This is a genomic window from Marinithermofilum abyssi, assembly GCF_014641195.1.
GTDB lineage: Bacteria > Bacillota > Bacilli > Thermoactinomycetales > DSM-45169 > Marinithermofilum > Marinithermofilum abyssi.
The window spans coordinates 218963-235603 of the sequence record NZ_BMHQ01000002.1; the positions used below are offsets into that span (position 1 = coordinate 218963).

Below are 16641 nucleotides of genomic sequence, written 5' to 3' on the forward strand. Positions count from 1 at the left end.
GGGGAAAATATATGAAGTAAAATGATTAGTAAAGATAGTAATAATCAAAAAAGATGATATCTAGTGAGAGGGGGACCTTTCGGGAATGGACTTTCAGGATTTGCGGGTATTTGTGACGGTAGCCCGACACGGCAACATGTCACAGGCTGCAAAAGAGCTCAACTACGTTCAATCCAACGTCACCGCTCGCATTCAACAGTTGGAAAAAGAATTGGATACCTCGTTGTTTGACCGACACGGGAGAGGAGTCTCTCTCACTTCCCCAGGCAAAGAATTGCTCTTTTATGCCGAGCGAATCCTGTCATTGCTGGAAGAAGCCGAACAGCAGGTACGGGGAAGCCGCACACCCAGAGGGTCTTTGCACATCGGTTCTACGGAATCGACTGCGGCGGTACGGCTCCCGGAGCTGATCCACCGATACCATGGTCAATATCCGGAGGTGGATCTCCATCTTCATACCGGCACATCGGAACAATTGAGAGATGCCGTCTCCCATCGGCGATTGGACGCCGCGTTTGTCGCCGGGTCTGCAAGCCGTCATGAACTGCAAGAGATTCCCGTGTTCCAAGAAGATTTGGTTGTAGTGTCCCATCGGCCCGATCCAACATGGCTCACACAAGACACCACCCTGCTGGTGTTTGAAAAAGGGTGCGCTTACCGGACACAATTGGAGAAGTTGTTGGAAAAACAGGGCATCACTCCCCGTTGCATTGTGGAGTTTGGCAGTATCGATGCCATTTTGGGATGTGTTCGAGCAGGCATGGGAAACGGCGTGATGATCCACTCGCTGATGGCGAATCATCCGTCTTCCGGTTTGCATTGTCAGCCCCTGCCTTCCCCATATAACCGACTGAACACCATGCTGATTTATCACAGAAACCGCTGGCAATCCCCCGCGTTGAAGGCTTTTATCGAGATGTTCAAGATCACCTAGTGTCCCTTCCAGCAACATCGTTCTATTTTTCATAACGTGGGCCGGTTGGGATGGTGGGCCGTCTCCGTGCTCTTGCAAAAAACGCATAGCGAGACCAGGGAGCGGAGCGACCTTGGCGAGACTTGTACTCTGTGAGTACAAAAGCACTTCGCCGACCCACCACCCTCCCTTCGATCTTGTCGCGTTTTCCCTTCGCAAATCAAGAGAAAAGGCAGGGGATCTTCACAATGGGGACATCCCCAAAAGAAGACGACAACCCTGCCTGCTTGGGATTCCGTTCTTTAGCAGTCCTCCAGCAATAATCTTCCCGGGTCTTGTGTATAGCGGCCCAACGTTTGGGTGAAGCGAATCGCATCTCCCCCGTCCAGCACCTGATGATCGAAAGAGAGAGAAACATTCATCCTCCAACCGACAGAGAGCGCTCCATTTTCCACCACGGGGCGTTGCTCCACAGGATGCAGGGCGAGGATGCCTACCTCCGGCGGATTGATAATCGGGGTCGCCCAGGAGCCGCCCAAAGAACCGGCGTTACTCAAGGTAAATGTACTTCCACGAAGGGAAGCCGGCGAAATCTTGCCGGAACGGGCTGCTTCCAGCAGCTGATTCAACTCCACGGCCAGTTGAAGGATACTTTTGCGGCCCACATCCCGGACGACAGGAACCAGCAATCCGCGGGGGGTATCGGCGGCGATCCCCAGGTGAACAGAGGAAAACCGACGAATCTGTTTCTTCCTTTCATCGAAGTGCGCATTAAACAGCGGGTGCCGCTTTAAAGTGATTGCCACTATCTTCATTAGAACAGGCAAATAGCCGATACGGATGTTCTCCCCTGCCAACTCCTGCTTTCTCCGCTTCCTCCACTCCACCAGACCGGATACATCCAATACATCAAAATGGGTAGCGTGGGGCTTGGCGGTCACGCTGTGACGCAACCGTTCCGCAATCACCTGACGCGTTTTAGAGAGAGGCTCTTCCACACCCCCGTCCGACGGCGCTTCAAGCGGAAGCGCCAGCGCCCCTTCCGAAGGGTAAGAAGCGTATCGCCTCACATCTTCATCCAATACCCGGCCTTGCCGCCCGCTTCCTCGTACCTCCCGGATATCCACCCCCAGTTCCCGGGCCAGACGGCGGGTAGAGGGAGCAGCCAACACCCGATGTCGCGGCCCCTCTACATCACCGGAGCAGGGAGAGGGGGGAGCAGCCGTTAAGGAAGCCGCTGCTTCATCCGTCCAGGAAGAGGAATGTTCATGAGGCATTTCCTCCACTGGGGAAAAGTCTGTTCCTTTTTCCTCCGGAACGGTGCCCGGTTGGCCGACCGAATTCATCCCCGCAGAAATCCCCTCCGTCGGCCGCACCACAAAGAGCACCTGCCCCACTGCGGCTGTTTCCCCTTCCTGACACCGAATCTCCGCCATTTCACCGGCAACCGGCGCGGGCAGCTCCACCACCGCCTTGTCCGTTTGCACTTCCACCACCGGCTGGTCCTGCTCCACGATCTCGCCCACGCCAACCAGCCAACGGACCACATCCGCTTCCGCGACTCCTTCCCCCACATCCGGTAAGGTAAATTCCACACCCACTCAAACCCCTCCACTCAAAAGCTGGTTACATAGGAAATGGCCCGGTCCACCCGCTCTTGGTCGGGACGAAATGCGTTTTCCAAGGCAAACATCGGGACCGGCACATCAAACCCTGTCACCCGGGTGATCGGAGCCTCCAGCCAGAGAAAAGCCTGCTCATTGATCAAAGCCGTCAATTCCGCTCCCAGTCCCGCAGTTTTGGGAGCCTCATGGACGATCACGACCCGCCCGGTCTTTTTGACGGAAGCGATGATGGTTTCCTCATCCAGGGGATACAGGCTGCGCACATCGATCACTTCACAGGAGATCCCTCGACCCGCCCATGCCTGTGCACACTTTTCCGCAAGGGGAACCATCGCCCCCCATGTAATCAGGGTAACATCTTCCCCTTCGCGAAGGACTCGTGCTTTTCCCAACGGGACTTCATGCCACCCATCGGGGACTTCTCCTTTGACTGAACGGTAGATCTGCATCGGTTCCAAATAAATGACGGGATCCGGATCCTTTACGGCAGCCAACAGCAACCCTTTGGCATCCGCCGGGGTGGACGGCACCACGACTTTCAATCCGGGAATATGGACAAACAGGGACTCCGTAGAGTCCGAATGGAGTTCCGGGGCCCGAATCCCCCCGCCGTATGGCGCCCGGATCACCAATGAAGCCGGGTGCTGTCCCTGGGTGCGTGTCCGCAGGCGGGCAGCGTGGGTGACGATTTGCTCAAAGGCAGGATAAATAAAGCCCATGAACTGAATTTCCGCAATCGGCCGTAAACCGTTCACCGCCATCCCGATGGCAGCTCCGACAATCCCCGCTTCTGCCAACGGTGTATCCATCACCCGCTCCTCGCCAAATTCTTGCCACAATCCTTCCGTTGCCCGGAACACGCCGCCGTTTTTACCGACATCCTCTCCCAATACCACCACCCGCAAGTCCTGGCGCAACGCTTCCCGCATCCCGTCATGGATGCCTTGGATCAGGGTTTTCACTGCCATCCGGGCCACCCTCCTTCCTTACCAACTCCTCCCGCTGCCGCAGGAGCGAGGGGGGCAACGTTTCAAAAACATGGTTGAACAAGTGAGTCGGCGGAGGAGCCTTCGCCCGTTCCGCGGCATCTACCGCTTCCTGAATCTCTTTTTTGCAACACTCTTCCCAAGATGCGATGTACTCTTCCGAAAGCAGTCCTTCCCTTTCCAACAGACGGCGACAACGGTCCACTGGATCCCGCTCTTCCACCCATATTCGTACTTCTTCCGGGTCCCGGTAACGGGTGGCGTCGTCTGCAGTGGTATGGGAACCTTGCCGGTAGGTGACCGCCTCAATCAGCGTCGCCCCCCCGCCGTTTCTGGCCCGCTCTGCCGCTTCGGCGGTGACATGGTACACAGCCAGAACATCATTGCCGTCGACGCGTACAGATGGGATTCCGTACGCCTGCCCTTTCTCCGCCACGGTAGAGGTGGCCGATTGCCGCGAAAAAGGAACGCTGATCGCATACTGGTTATTTTGGCAGAAGAAAAGAACCGGCAGCTGAAACACCCCGGCAAAGTTGCACGCCTCGTGAAAGTCTCCTTCTGATGTGGCTCCATCCCCAAAGTAGGCGATAGCGAGAGACGACTCCCTTTTCAGTTTGGATGCCCAGGCTGCTCCCATGGCTTGCGGCATTTGCGTGGCAATGGGAACATAGGGCGGAAGGACGCGAACCCCTTCGGGAGCCGTATTTCCCTCGACTCGGCCCATCCAGTACAAAAGAATATGAGCCAGTGGCATCCCGGCGATCATGGACACCCCGTGCTCCCGATAGCTGGGGAAAATCCAGTCCTCCCGCCCGAGAGCCAAAGCGCTCCCTACCTGCGCTGCTTCTTGCCCTTCCAACGGCGCATAGGTGCCGATCCTCCCCTGCCGCTGCAAGATGACGGCACGGCGGTCAAATAAACGGACTTTCACCATCCATCGATACAAGTCCAGCTTTTGTTCCCGGGACAACCCTCCCCACACCTTCTTCCCTTCATCGGTCAACCAGCCGTTGGGACGCAGATATTGAACCATATCATGACGGGTTTGCTGCAACATCGGCAATCCTCCTCACCCTTTTCGATCAAATCCCAGCAGAATCTGTCGAAAATCCGCCACCTTGCGCATCCGCTCCACAACCAGTCGATCCGCTGCCCGACAGGTGGGGATATTTTCCTCCCGGGAACGCCGGTAGATTTGAAGCAACATATCATAGATGGCCCGGGTCTTTTGCAAAACACGCTCTTCCCGGTAACCTTGCAACTCGTCGGCAACCTGGATCAGACCGCCGGCATTCACCAGGTAATCCGGTGCATACAAAATACCTCTTTGGTGCAGCAAGTCCCCATGACGATCCTCCGCCAGCTGGTTGTTGGCCGAGCCCACCACTGCTCGGCATTTCAACTCATTCAAACTGTGATCATGAATGACACCACCCACGGCGCAAGGCGAGAAGATATCACACTCCCGAGCGTGAATACGGGCCACACCTTCCGGTTGAACCTGTTCCGGGTATAGCTCACACAATGCCTGAACCCGCTCTTCGTTGACATCGGCGACGATGCAGGTTGATCCTTCCTCTACCAACCGCTGAACCAGTTTCCCCCCCACTTTGCCCGTTCCCTGGACAGCAATGATTTTGCCCTCGAGACTGTTGCTTCCCCACAAATGATAGGCGGTCGCTTTCAACCCCTGAAGCACGCCCAAGGCCGTGGGTACCGATGTATCACCGCTTCCCCCGTGGCTTTCCGGCAGTCCGACAAAGGAATCGGACTCCCGGGCGGCATGAACGAAATCCTCAGGGGTTGTCCCCATATCCGTCCCTGTAAAAAACCGCCCGTTCAACCCGCCCACAAAACGGCCCAGTGCCCGGAACATCTCCGGGGTCTTATCCGTCAGCGGGTCACCGATGATCACTGCTTTTCCCCCGCCGAAATCCACATCTGCCAACCCGCATTTATATGTCATTCCCCGGGAAAGCCGAAGCACATCCTTCAGGGCCTCATCGGTGGATGCATAAGGGATCATCCGGCAGCCGCCCAAGGCAGGCCCCATCGTGGTATTGTGAATGGCGATAATCGCTTTCAGATCCGTTCCACGATGCCGGCAAAATACCACTTGCTCATGTCCCATCTCGTCCATCAGCTGAAAAACATCGCTCATCCTGTCTTCTTCCACGCGGGAAGGGGCTGCTTTCGGGTTATTCTGAGCAGCCTGCATCGCAAAGTCTCCCTTGATCACTTTCACTGCCATCACCCACTTCCATCAGCTTCACATCTTACGGAAACTATGGAACTTCATTCCTTTAAAGCGAGAAAAAGAGGGCGGTTGAAAAACCGCCAGATTGATGACAAACCTGTATGATAGCCCTGACTCTTTTGCCCGTTACTCCCTTTCCTCTCACGCAGAAGTCCGTACGATCCGCTCCAAGAGCTTCCAAGAGAGGCGGCACAATGCATAGTGTACTCAAAAAGTACAAGCACCCACAGGGCACACGTCACGCCTTTGGCCGCATGCTCCCCGGTCGTGCTATGTGCCGCTTTTTTGTCTCATCTCCTCTCTTGTCACTGAGTTCGTCGTCAAAAACCGCTCATTCGGGCAATAGAGTTCTTCAGCTCATGTCGAGAAACTTTGTCAGCAGACCGGTTGCAAAAACCGCCTTGTTCATTTCACTATATGCCCAGCCTTACTTTCCGGTGAACCGCGGCGGCCTTTTCTCCATGAAGGCTTGAACTCCTTCTTGAAAGTCAGCCGTTTTCCCGGCAATATCCTGCAACTGCGCCTCGTATTCCAAAGCGTCCTCCAGGGAAACTTCCATCCCCTTGTACAGCGAACGCTTCGTCAAAGCTACCGCCTTGGTCGGCGCTTGGGCGAACCGGCTGGCCCATTTCATCGCTTCTTCCTGGAGCTGTTCATGGGGGACCAGTCGATTGGCCAATCCGATCTGCACCGCTTGTTCAGCATCCACATCCGTTCCAGACAACGCCAGCTCCATGGCCCGGCCCAATCCGACCAAACGCGGCAAGAAATAGCTGGATCCACTGTCCGGGACCAGTCCGATCCGGACGAAGGCTTCGATAAACTTCGCGTGTTCCGAAACAATGCGCAAGTCACAAGCCAGGGCCAAGCTGCAGCCGGCACCGGCTGCCACGCCGTTCACCGCGGCAATTACCGGCTTTTCCATCTGGGCGATTGTGACAACGATCGGGTTGTAGCGGTCCCGGACACTATTCCCCAGGGAAAGCTTGTCAATATTGGGATCGGTGCGGTCATTCAGATCCGCGCCGGAGCAAAAGGCTTTTCCTGCACCCGTCACAATGACTGCACGGACATCCTCGTCCCGGCTTACATCCTTCAGCGCCTTTAGCAGGTCCTCGTTCAATTGCTTGTTCATGGCGTTATATACTTGAGGCCGGTTGAGAGTGATAACCCCCACTCCGTTTTCTTTCGTCAACGTCACCGTCTCTGCTGTAAATGTCTTTTGTGTCATCTCAATCCCCTTTCCGATCGATAGATCCTCTCGCTTTATTTTCCTTGAAATCGAGGACGTCGTTTTTCCTTAAACGCCCGCATGCCTTCCTTCTGATCCTCCGTGGAAAACAGGAAGAAAAAAAGCTTCTGTTCATAATCCAGACCCGTTTCCAGCGGGGTATCCAGCGCTTTTAAGACGGACTGCTTGGCCAGCCGCACAGCTACCGGTGCCTGGGCAGCCACTTCCTCTGCCCATTCCCTGGCTTCCTGTTCCAGCAATTCCACCGGCACGATGCGGTTGATTAAACCGGCAGCCAAAGCTTCACGCGCGGACAGGGAACGAGCCGTAAGCACCATCTCCATGGCCCGGGCTTTACCGACAGCCCTGGTGAGGCGTTGAGTCCCGCCCGCTCCAGGCATGACGCCCAGCTTGATTTCCGGCTGCCCAAACTCTGCTGTTTCTGAAGCGATAATCATGTCACAAGCCATTGCCAGCTCACATCCCCCGCCCAGGGCATACCCGCTGACCGCTGCAAGCAGCGGCTTGGAAAAACGGCGGATGTATTCCCATTGAGCAAACTGATCCTTAAGCAACATCTCCACCGAGGAGGCTTCCGCCATCTCGTCAATATCCGCTCCGGCAGCAAAACAACGGCTTCCTCCGGTCAGCAGCACGCACCGGATCTCCTCATCGCGCTCCATCTCTTTCAACGTACGGACCAGCTCATCCATCAGTGCCAGATTAAGCGCATTCAGCACCTGGGGACGATTCAGCCGGATCGTCCCAACTCCGTTCGCCTGGGAAACCAACAGATATTTTGTCTCCAACACCACCGCTCCCTTGAGAGATGTAGAAAGCGTTACCAAATCATTGTCTAAAGGGTTTGATTTTTGGGACTCTACCGTATATTTTAGCAAAGCGCCCGCCTCTTTGTCAGTGATTCGCTTTACAGAGCTGAAGGACCGCAAAAAAAAAAAGCCCGTAACGGGCTTGTCCGGTTATGAGACATGTTTGCGTGTTTCTTCCAAGCAGTCGTGACAGACAATTTTTCCTTTAAAGTAAAAGAGCTGCTCAGAGGAATCGCAGAAGATACAGCTTGGATTATACTTTTGCAGAACAATCGTGTCATTGTTGACGAAAATCTCCACTCCGTCATGAGGATGAATACCCATGGTGTCACGCAACTCTTTTGGCAGCACGATCCGACCAAGGTGATCCACTTTTCTTACGATCCCGATGCCTTTCATGATGGATTCCCCCATTGCAGTGGTTATTGGCGGGAGATGCCGGCTGCAATGTCGTAGGGGCGGATGTTGTCTGATACTTCCTCAACAAACCGCGACAGCGGGACTTTTTTTTTAGAATCCGTCTCAGAAGATTTGTCCGACGTATCGTCGTAGGATACATCATCAGAAGACTGGGAGTTTTCAAGAGATCCCCCCTCACTGGAAGGGGCCGACTGTTGGTCACCGCCAGAGGTGGTCTCGCTGTCGGAACCACCAGTCGACCCTGTGGTATCTCCTGTTCCCGTGCTTTCATCCCCCGTTTCCGGCGAAGGAGGGTTCTCCTGGGATGGGGTGTCTGATCCCGTATCGGAAGGCTGATCTCCGGACGGCGGTTGTGACGGCGTACCGGTATCTCCTTCCGCGCTCCCCGTATCACCAGGCTGTTGAACACCTCCATCCGCAGGCGGATTCTGGGGCTTCTCTGCCGGTTTTTCTTCCTCCAAAGTTTCTGCCGGATCCTTTTTCTTTTTCTCTTTCTCCTCTTTCTCAATCATGGACGCCCAATCTTGGTCAGACGGTGGATTGCGCAGTATCGGGGAAAAATCGACCCGTTGCATCAAATCCGAAACCGACAGATCTGAGAGAGATTTGAAGGAAATATCCTCGCCGTTCTGCCGTGCCAAAAGCCACAGCGCATACTTCGCCGGGGAGAGTTTTTTTTCCTCCGCCTTCTTCTTGACAAAGTCCGGCAAAGGCAAAGCGAAGAAACTGACTTCGGACTTCCCTAACTGTGGGTCCTGGGACACCCGGTTTTGAATGGCTTCCAGGATCGGATCGGAGTTCCCTTCCGGGCTCACCTGAGACACCAATACGCGGTCGCGCGGCTTCAGGTACCCTTTTTGTTTGGCCCGGTGCAAGATGTCCACGACGAATTCGTCTGCTCGCTTCCCTTCCCAGCCGTCCGAAGGCAAGAGCTTTTGAGCGGTGGTATTGAGAGCACGCACCTTTACCACTTTCCCGTCTTTGTTCACCCCTACTTCAAGGCTAGGAACGGAATCAATATACACATAGGTCTGGGCATGGACACTGCCCGGTGTCCAAAATGGGACAAACAAAAGAAACGCCACAACGGCTGCGACCAGACAACCGGCCATCCATGCCAACTTGGGGAACCTCGGCAGCTGGAAGCGACGGGTCTGAAGTTCAAAAGTAACTTCATCACCGATCTGTACCGGTTTTCCCTGTGGAGGAACCCGGAAAAACTCACCGCTGGGCGTCATGATGACCCAATACTGCGGACCGATTTCCATCACGATCCCCTTCTGCACAATCTCCACCCCCCTTCTGTTCAGATGGCCAGCCGAGGTATTCCCTCATCAGAGGCAATTCCTCCACAAGCACCAGAGTCAGAGCGATTAAATAGGTGCGGTGTCTTTTTAATGTACGTCTATGACATCCGACTCGCTCTGCCAGTTCTTTTTTGATTCGTTTCTGTTCGTAAAACTGTTTCAGCAACTCGTTGTCGGCAACCAACCTGCGCGCCACTTCCAACATTTCTTTTCGAGTATCCCGGTGTTTGGGCGAGGCATCCACCAAATCCGACATACCGATCCCGAACCGGCTCAAGGCTTTGGTGAATTGCACCACTTCTTCGCGACGCATCTCACCCAGTTCCTTTTCACGATAATGGTCGAAAGACTGCTCCACCATCTCGGGATAGTTCGGCTCATTATCTTTGGAACCCGGAGATACCAGCGGCACCTGACTTAAAAGGTGCTTCTTTTCACGCCGGAAAAAATCGATTAGCCGCCTCTGAATCACCATATACGCAAACGACAGGAATGAAGAGCTTTGGCCTTCTTCGTAGCGCTGGATCGCTTCATCAAAACCGGATAGTGCGATGGAGTATTCGTCATCCTGCATGGTCACCGTCCGATTACAGATGCGTGAAGCGATCCGAACAATGTGCTGGCGATGTTCCCGCAACAGTTCCTCTCGTTGCTCGGTGGACTGGGAGGCTTTTGCTTTTAGTACGCGCTCTTCCAATTGGCGTCTTTTTTCGTCTCGCTCACCATCCCCCGGAACACGCAATACCGACACCTCTCCCTACTTATTTATTCGGAGCAACCCTCTTTTTTTTGTCCATTTGAAAATTCCTCATCTTGCCAAATGAAAGTGGGCTTTACACACGGACAAACAAGGATTTTACCCTGTCTTCACGGATAGAATGAGTCCCAGATCAAAAAAATGATAACCATGGAGGTGTTCTTTTTGAAAGATGAACAAAAAAATCCCAAACCATCGCGTCGGCAACCCACCGTAGCACCCGGCATCACCGACGAAGCCATCGAAAAAGATGCCACAAAAGAAGAAATCCGCAAGGGGAAATCCACATCGGTCACTCGATTGGGTTGGGAAACACCCGACAACACATAATCATCAGAAAATGAAACAACCCCAAGAGAGCTCGATTGCGTCTGCGCTCTCGAGCTCTCTTGGGTCAGCTCTTATGCAGTCGTATTCTATTTTACCATCTAATACGTTCCCACGGGAGGGGAGATTATCTCACGACACTTTTTCTTATCGCTTCCACCGCTTGAGGATTTTCCAGGGAAGAAAGATCCCCCGCATCGTTGCCGGTATAAGCTGCTTTTATCGCCCGCCGCAAAATTTTACCGTTCCTTGTTTTCGGCAGCTCCTCGACAAAATGGATCTGTTTGGGTTTTAATGCTTTGCCCAACCGCACCTCCACCATAGCGATCAATTCCTTCCTCAATTCTTCATCCCCGGCTGTATTGGGTTGAAGGGAGACAAAACAGACGGCCGTTTCTCCTTTGGTGGGATCCGGCACCCCAATAGTGGCCGCTTCCAATACTGCCGGATGATCGACGAGAATCGATTCCACCTCGGCAGGCCCCAGCCGTTTGCCAGCGATTTTCAGTGTATCATCGGAACGGCCGGTAATAAACCAAAACCCTTCCTCATCTACTTCCACCCAATCCCCGTGAACCCAGGTATCCGCCCAGCGGCTCCAATAGGTTTTCTCGTAGCGTTCGGGATCCCGCCAAAACCCTCGGGTCATCCCCACCCAGGGCTTTCGTAGGACCAACTCTCCCACCTCACCGCGGACAGGACGGTTTTGGTCGTCCACCACTTCAGCAGCCATACCGGGCATCGGTCCGTTGAAGGAGCAAGGGGCGATCGGTTTCATCAGATTGCTGGACAGTATGCCGCCGGAGGTTTCCGTACCGCCGGAATAGTTAAAAATCGGCACTTGTTTTTTCCCGACTTTCTCAAACAACCACTGCCAAGGCTCCGGATTCCATGGTTCACCGGTGGACCCGAAAACTCGAAGAGAGCTGAGGTCATGCCGTTTCGTCCATTCCTCCCCGTACTTCATCAACGCCCGGATGACCGTCGGTGAGATGCCCAGATGGCTGACACCATGAGTCTCCACCATTTTCCACAACCGATCCGGCTCGGGATAATCGGGAGTCCCTTCGAACAACACCATGGTGCTGCCGGAAAGAAGCGTCCCAAATACCATCCAGGGACCCATCATCCATCCCATATCCGTCACCCAGAACATCACGTCTCCAGGTCCCAGATCCATCATATAACCCGCGTCAAAAGCGGATTTGATCGGGAACCCGGCATGGCAGTGCACCGTCCCTTTCGGTTTGCCCGTCGTGCCGGAGGTGTAGATGATCATAAAGGGATTCTCGCCATCTGTATCCAACGCGGGGCAAAAGGATGAAGGCGCTGTCATTTCGTCCCACGACATATCCCGTTCGGTATAGGTCAGCTCCCGCTTGAGACGGGGAACCACCACGACTTTTTCCACACTGGGAGACAAATCCACCGCCCGGTCTGCCTCTTCCTTCATCCGGACCATTCTTCCCCGACGCAGAAACCCGTCAGCAGTGATCAATACTTTGGCTTCGCAATCCCGCAAACGGGTCGCCACCGCCTCAGCACCATATCCGGAAAAACAAGGGGTGAAAATCGCCCCGATCCGAGCCGCTGCCAAAATGGCAATCACATTCTCCGGAATCATCGGCAAGTAGATGGCGATCCGGTCACCCGCTTGGACTCCCAGCTCGCGCAGCCCTCGAGCACATCGGCTTACCGCTTGCAACAACTCGCGGTACGTGTACTTGACCACTGTACCGTCGTCTCCTTCCCAGACCAAGGCCAACCGGTGTCGGCTTTGGCGGTCTTCCACCCACCGGTCGAGAGCGTTGACGGAGACATTCATCTTCCCTCCCGCAAACCATCGGGGCCACGCATTTCCTTTGCTGTTATCCCACACTTGCTCATAAGGACGGGACCAACGGATGCCCATATCCCGGACCACCGCATCCCAGAACCAAGCGATATCCGTTACCGACCGCTCGTAGAACGCATCGTAATCCTTCAAGCCATGTGCTTTCATCAATTGGAACAACCGCATGTTTTGTATCTGTTCTTCACTGGGAAACCATGCCGCTTTGCTCATCTCTCTCCCTCCAACCGCCTCATGAATTCAGGATATTCATACTTTATTTTAAACTTGCCTATCCGGTTGGTAAAGCCGACATCAACCGGATCCAGAATCAGGATGAAAATAGAACAAGTTATACAAACCTCTCTATTTTTCTTCCCGTACAATGTGGGGTACAATAGGACTACAATGGGACGAGACAAAAAGCGAGTGATCAGTATTGGAAAACAAATATCTCAAACGAACCATCCTGAAACGGGAAGTGAAAAGCTCTCACTTGGGTGAAACACGGGACATCCAAATCTATCTTCCCCCGGATTATGACGAACGGTACCATTATCCCGTCCTCTATCTTCAGGACGGGGACGACTATTTCAACCTCGGCCGCTTGGCCACCCGCTGCAACCAGATGATTCTCGACGGGGAGATTGTACCCATCATCGCCGTTGCAGTGCCGGTGGATAAAAAGAAACGGACTGCGGAATATTCACCGGTAGGTGAGCGCAACAAGCGATATAAATCCTTTTTCCTGGAAGAGCTGATCCCCGCTGTAGAGAACGAATTCCCCACCGGCGGATCAGTGGAAGACCGGGTGTTGGGCGGCTCATCTCTCGGAGGGACCGTCTCGCTTCACTTGGCGTTGGATTATCCGCTGTTGTTCCAGCGAGTGCTGTCTCAATCCGGTGCCTTTTTGAAGGCCACTTTGGAAGCCATCCGCCAAAGTCCGGACCTGAGTCATCTGGAAATTTACCAGTCTATCGGCAAATCGGAAACCGCCGTCTCCACTCATATGGGCATCCTGGATCTCCTGACACGCAACCGGGAAGTTCACCGTGCTCTGCAGGAGCAGGAAGCCCGGGTATTGTACCGGGAAAAGGAAGGCGACCACACCTGGGGATTGTGGCAGCAGGACTTGCCGGAAGCATTGCGCTTCTTCTTCGGAAAATAAGGCACACAAAAAAGAGCAGGGGTGGAATCACCCCTGCTCTCATAGTTCCTCACTCTACCTCACCGAAGGATACCCACTCTGCCGGTTGGATCAATACTTTCCCCCGGCCTTTAAAGTTGAGCTGCACCGTTTCACCGGAGGATTTGCCCAACAGGGTCTTCAGATTGATATCGGTTTTGATTCCGGTGGAAACCCCTTCCGTCCAACCGATCACCGCATTGGGATCCACCACCACCGGCGCATCCAGCGCGATCGGCTGTCCATGGGAGGAGATGGCCACAAAACCGTGTCCCGACAGCTTACAGGTAAAAAGACCGCCGGAAGCGATCCCTGCTCCGCGAATCACTGAAATATCCCAGTTCACCGTCTGTTCAAAAGCAAGCAGGTGACGTCCTTCCACGTACAAAGTTTCTCCGTTCAATCGGAGGATGGTGATATCCGCCGCGTTGTCAGCCAGGAAGAGATCCCCCTGACCTTCCGCTTTCATCAGGGGCACACCTTCCCCGGTTATCTTTTTCTTCAGCCATTTGCCGATTCCGCCGGATGTGCTGGAAAACTTGATATCCCCCTGGTAGGCGATCATACTTCCCTGTCGGCAAAACACGGTATCCGTCACCCTTATTTTGAGCGCTTTATTGTTTTGCAAAACAAAGGACTCCTGGGTGTTTACTTCTTCCGCTTTATGCAACAAATGATCCAAGGATTCCGCCATGGTGATCCCTCCTCTGAAATGAAATCCATCCGGCGGCTGATCCTGATTCGTCAGCTGCCGGACTTTGACAGAGCCACCTTTATCTTTATAAATCGAGCCCCGGACGTACAGAAAAAGCCCCCTCCCCCGGGAGGCGGCTGAACCCATTATCCGCAATATTTATCGTAAGCACTGGTCAAGTTGGCAGCGATCTCTTCCAGGGAACGGTTCTCAATCTCATGGCGCTGGACCATGTGAACCAGTTTGCCGTCTTTCATCAGGGCAAAAGACGGGGAAGACGGCGGATAATCTTCGAAATACTCCCGCGCTTTCGCAGTCGCCTCCCGATCTTGACCTGCAAAGACCGTAAACAGGTGATCCGGCTTCTTCTCATGCTTCAGGGATTCCGCCACAGCAGGACGGGCCAATCCCGCAGCACACCCGCATACCGAGTTGACCACGATGAGCGCAGTCCCTTTCGCACCTTCTCCCTCCAGTGCTTCCACCACTTCTTCCGGTGTCCGCAATTCCTTGAAACCGATCCGGGTCAATTCATCCCGCATCGGCTGAACCATCATTTGCATTTGTTGAATATAAAAGTCTTGTGCCAATCCGGATCCCTCCTTCAGTGTTATTGTATCCCAAAGGTGTGCGGGAGTCTACACAGCCATTGTTATCCCACTTCCAAAACATCTATGCTAAAATTTTGGAGTAAAGGGGGAAGTGACAGACGGAGAGCGACCCTTGAAACGAGGTGACACGCGTTGGACGTGAAAACCTACTTGTCCCGTATCGGTATGACAGAGATCCGGAAGCCTACTCTCTCGTTCCTTGCTGAACTCCAACATCAACATTTGTGTCATGTGCCCTTTGAAAATTTGGACATCCTGCAGGGAGTGGAGATCCGCCTCATACCTGAAGAATTATACGGGAAGGTCGTACAACGGCAGCGAGGCGGTTTTTGTTATGAGCTCAATTATTTGTTCAGCCGTTTGCTGCAAGCGCTCGGCTATTCGGTCTCCTTGATTTCCGCCCGGGTGCGCAAATCGGATGGCACCTTCGGGCCTGAATTTGACCACATGGCACTGATCGTCCGGTTGCAAGAAGAGCACTACCTGGTCGATGTAGGGTTCGGCGATTCCTGCCGCCGACCCTTGCCTCTCACCGGAAAAAAGTGTGCAGATGTCAGTGGGACGTATCGTATCAAACCAAGGACGGGGGATTACGCCTTGGAAAAGAGAAAAGGCAAACGGTGGATACCCAAATATCTGTTCACCACAACGCCCAGACGGCTCGCAGACTTTGACATGATGTGCAGTCATCAGCAATCTTCCTTGACATCGGTTTTTACGAAGAAGCTGATCTGTACCATCGCCACTCCGGAAGGCCGGATCAGCGTCTCTGATAAGCATCTCACCATCACAAAGAACGGCAAGCAGAAAAAGGTCCCCTTCTCCTCCCGGAAAGAACGGGAGCAAGCCATCCGCCGCTATTTCGGAAAGCACTTTGGAAACACATCCATTCATACAATAGAGTAGACATCGCAATGGCCCAACGCCGCAGACCTGTCGTCTCCCACCTCGGACATAGAAGTTCCATAGAACGGAGGCATGTACTTTGACATCCTTTTCACCGCAAGAAAGAGAAACCATTCACCGCGTTATCAAGGCCCGCCGGGATATCCGTCACTTTCTGCCCCGTCCGGTTCCACAGGATGCCTTGGAACGCATCTTGGAAGCGGCCCACCATGCTCCATCGGTGGGCTTTAAACAACCCTGGAACTTTATCCTCGTTACCTCGTTATCCATCAGAAAACAGATTAAGGAGTCCTTTGAACGAACAAATGCATCAGAGCTCGCCCGATTGGATGAAGGGGAACGCAAGGAGCTTTATCGCCGGTTGAAATTGGAAGGGATCATGGAAGCTCCGGTCAACATTGCCGTCACCTGCGACCGGAACCGGGATGCCCCCTTTATCCTCGGTCAAGGTCCCATGCCGGAAACCGATTTATACAGCACTTGTCTCGCTATTCAAAATATGTGGCTCGCGGCCCGGGCCGAAGACATCGGAATGGGTTGGGTCAGCATCCTGGACCCGGTAGAGACGGAGAAAGTTCTCGGCTTGCCCGACCATGTCCGTCTGGTGGCCTACCTTTGTCTCGGATATCCGGTGGAGTTTACGGAAAAACCGATGTTGGAACGAGAAGGGTGGAAATCCCGTCTCGATTTGAACAGCCTGGTGTTTGAGAACCGCTGGGGAGAACCGTATCATCCTTAACCCGCCGTATATTTCCTGCCA

The 16641-nt window shown here is 53.9% G+C and carries 17 protein-coding genes; 5 read left to right on the forward strand and 12 right to left on the reverse strand.

Going from position 1 to position 16641, the window contains the following annotated elements; all coding sequences use genetic code 11:
* The first annotated feature begins 85 nt into the window (after nt 1-85).
* Nucleotides 86-934: a LysR family transcriptional regulator gene (locus tag IEW70_RS03290; protein WP_188646500.1), complete on the forward strand. Its 849-nt coding sequence runs from the start codon at nt 86-88 to the stop codon at nt 932-934.
* 281 nt (nt 935-1215) lie between these two features.
* Here the strand turns inward: IEW70_RS03290 and IEW70_RS03295 are convergent, their stop codons facing one another.
* From IEW70_RS03295 to sigI, 9 genes are all read right to left on the reverse strand, one after another.
* A complete protein-coding gene (locus IEW70_RS03295; protein ID WP_188646501.1) occupies nt 1216-2514 on the reverse strand; it encodes a dihydrolipoamide acetyltransferase family protein in 1299 nt (432 codons plus the stop codon).
* Between the two features lie 14 nt (nt 2515-2528).
* Nucleotides 2529-3506, reverse strand: coding sequence for an alpha-ketoacid dehydrogenase subunit beta (locus IEW70_RS03300; RefSeq protein ID WP_188646502.1), 978 nt, complete (start codon nt 3504-3506; stop codon nt 2529-2531).
* On the reverse strand, nt 3472-4581 hold the full coding sequence (gene pdhA / locus IEW70_RS03305) for a pyruvate dehydrogenase (acetyl-transferring) E1 component subunit alpha (protein WP_229751796.1): 1110 nt from the start codon (nt 4579-4581) through the stop codon (nt 3472-3474). The genes IEW70_RS03300 and pdhA overlap by 35 nt, the downstream gene beginning before the upstream one ends.
* Nucleotides 4582-4593: 12 nt before the next feature.
* Nucleotides 4594-5685, reverse strand: a complete 1092-nt coding sequence (locus tag IEW70_RS03310) for a Leu/Phe/Val dehydrogenase (RefSeq protein WP_188646703.1) — start codon at nt 5683-5685, stop codon at nt 4594-4596.
* 523 nt (nt 5686-6208) lie between these two features.
* Nucleotides 6209-7012, reverse strand: coding sequence for an enoyl-CoA hydratase/isomerase family protein (locus IEW70_RS03315; protein WP_188646503.1), 804 nt, complete (start codon nt 7010-7012; stop codon nt 6209-6211).
* 35 nt (nt 7013-7047) lie between these two features.
* Nucleotides 7048-7821: an enoyl-CoA hydratase-related protein gene (locus tag IEW70_RS03320; protein WP_188646504.1), complete on the reverse strand. Its 774-nt coding sequence runs from the start codon at nt 7819-7821 to the stop codon at nt 7048-7050.
* 171 nt (nt 7822-7992) lie between these two features.
* On the reverse strand, nt 7993-8244 hold the full coding sequence (locus IEW70_RS03325) for an AbrB/MazE/SpoVT family DNA-binding domain-containing protein (RefSeq protein WP_188646704.1): 252 nt from the start codon (nt 8242-8244) through the stop codon (nt 7993-7995).
* Between the two features lie 20 nt (nt 8245-8264).
* On the reverse strand, nt 8265-9548 hold the full coding sequence (locus IEW70_RS03330) for an anti-sigma factor domain-containing protein (protein ID WP_188646505.1): 1284 nt from the start codon (nt 9546-9548) through the stop codon (nt 8265-8267).
* Nucleotides 9484-10311 carry an RNA polymerase sigma-I factor gene (gene sigI / locus IEW70_RS03335; RefSeq protein ID WP_188646506.1) on the reverse strand — a complete coding sequence of 276 codons (828 nt, stop codon included), beginning with the start codon at nt 10309-10311 and terminating at the stop codon, nt 9484-9486. Before sigI ends, IEW70_RS03330 begins: the two co-directional genes overlap by 65 nt.
* A 180-nt stretch (nt 10312-10491) precedes the next feature.
* On the opposite strand from sigI, the gene IEW70_RS03340 reads away from it, so the two are divergent.
* Nucleotides 10492-10656, forward strand: coding sequence for a hypothetical protein (locus IEW70_RS03340; RefSeq protein WP_229751797.1), 165 nt, complete (start codon nt 10492-10494; stop codon nt 10654-10656).
* 124 nt (nt 10657-10780) lie between these two features.
* Here IEW70_RS03340 and IEW70_RS03345 read toward each other — a convergent pair whose 3' ends face one another.
* Complete coding sequence (locus IEW70_RS03345) at nt 10781-12718, reverse strand: acetate--CoA ligase (RefSeq protein ID WP_188646507.1); 1938 nt, start codon at nt 12716-12718, stop codon at nt 10781-10783.
* 205 nt (nt 12719-12923) lie between these two features.
* Between IEW70_RS03345 and IEW70_RS03350 the strand changes: the two genes are divergently transcribed.
* Entirely contained in the window at nt 12924-13652 is a 729-nt protein-coding gene (locus IEW70_RS03350) for an alpha/beta hydrolase (RefSeq protein WP_188646508.1), read from the forward strand.
* Nucleotides 13653-13701: 49 nt separating this feature from the next.
* On the opposite strand, the gene IEW70_RS03355 is transcribed toward IEW70_RS03350, so the two are convergent.
* Together IEW70_RS03355 and IEW70_RS03360 are read right to left on the reverse strand one after the other, a co-directional pair.
* The gene (locus IEW70_RS03355; RefSeq protein ID WP_188646509.1) at nt 13702-14364 is read right to left on the reverse strand and encodes an AIM24 family protein; all 663 of its coding nucleotides are present in this window, start codon (nt 14362-14364) and stop codon (nt 13702-13704) included.
* 146 nt (nt 14365-14510) lie between these two features.
* Nucleotides 14511-14927 carry a BrxA/BrxB family bacilliredoxin gene (locus IEW70_RS03360; protein ID WP_188646706.1) on the reverse strand — a complete coding sequence of 139 codons (417 nt, stop codon included), beginning with the start codon at nt 14925-14927 and terminating at the stop codon, nt 14511-14513.
* Between the two features lie 186 nt (nt 14928-15113).
* Between IEW70_RS03360 and IEW70_RS03365 the strand changes: the two genes are divergently transcribed.
* Nucleotides 15114-15881, forward strand: coding sequence for an arylamine N-acetyltransferase family protein (locus IEW70_RS03365; RefSeq protein ID WP_229751819.1), 768 nt, complete (start codon nt 15114-15116; stop codon nt 15879-15881).
* A gap of 79 nt (nt 15882-15960) precedes the next feature.
* A complete protein-coding gene (gene bluB, locus IEW70_RS03370) occupies nt 15961-16620 on the forward strand; it encodes a 5,6-dimethylbenzimidazole synthase (RefSeq protein ID WP_188646511.1) in 660 nt (219 codons plus the stop codon).
* Nucleotides 16621-16641: the final 21 nt, after the last annotated feature.

What these genes read in the sequence shown, in the direction of transcription:
- IEW70_RS03290 (WP_188646500.1), top strand. Translation starts at nt 86, where the DNA reads ATGGACTTTCAGGATTTGCGGGTATTTGTGACGGTAGCCCGACACGGC.
- IEW70_RS03360 (WP_188646706.1), bottom strand. Translation starts at nt 14,927, where the DNA reads ATGCAAATGATGGTTCAGCCGATGCGGGATGAATTGACCCGGATCGGT.
- IEW70_RS03355 (WP_188646509.1), bottom strand. Translation starts at nt 14,364, where the DNA reads ATGGCGGAATCCTTGGATCATTTGTTGCATAAAGCGGAAGAAGTAAAC.
- IEW70_RS03315 (WP_188646503.1), bottom strand. Translation starts at nt 7,012, where the DNA reads ATGACACAAAAGACATTTACAGCAGAGACGGTGACGTTGACGAAAGAA.
- IEW70_RS03310 (WP_188646703.1), bottom strand. Translation starts at nt 5,685, where the DNA reads ATGAGCGATGTTTTTCAGCTGATGGACGAGATGGGACATGAGCAAGTG.
- pdhA (WP_229751796.1), bottom strand. Translation starts at nt 4,581, where the DNA reads ATGTTGCAGCAAACCCGTCATGATATGGTTCAATATCTGCGTCCCAAC.
- IEW70_RS03345 (WP_188646507.1), bottom strand. Translation starts at nt 12,718, where the DNA reads ATGAGCAAAGCGGCATGGTTTCCCAGTGAAGAACAGATACAAAACATG.
- IEW70_RS03300 (WP_188646502.1), bottom strand. Translation starts at nt 3,506, where the DNA reads ATGGCAGTGAAAACCCTGATCCAAGGCATCCATGACGGGATGCGGGAA.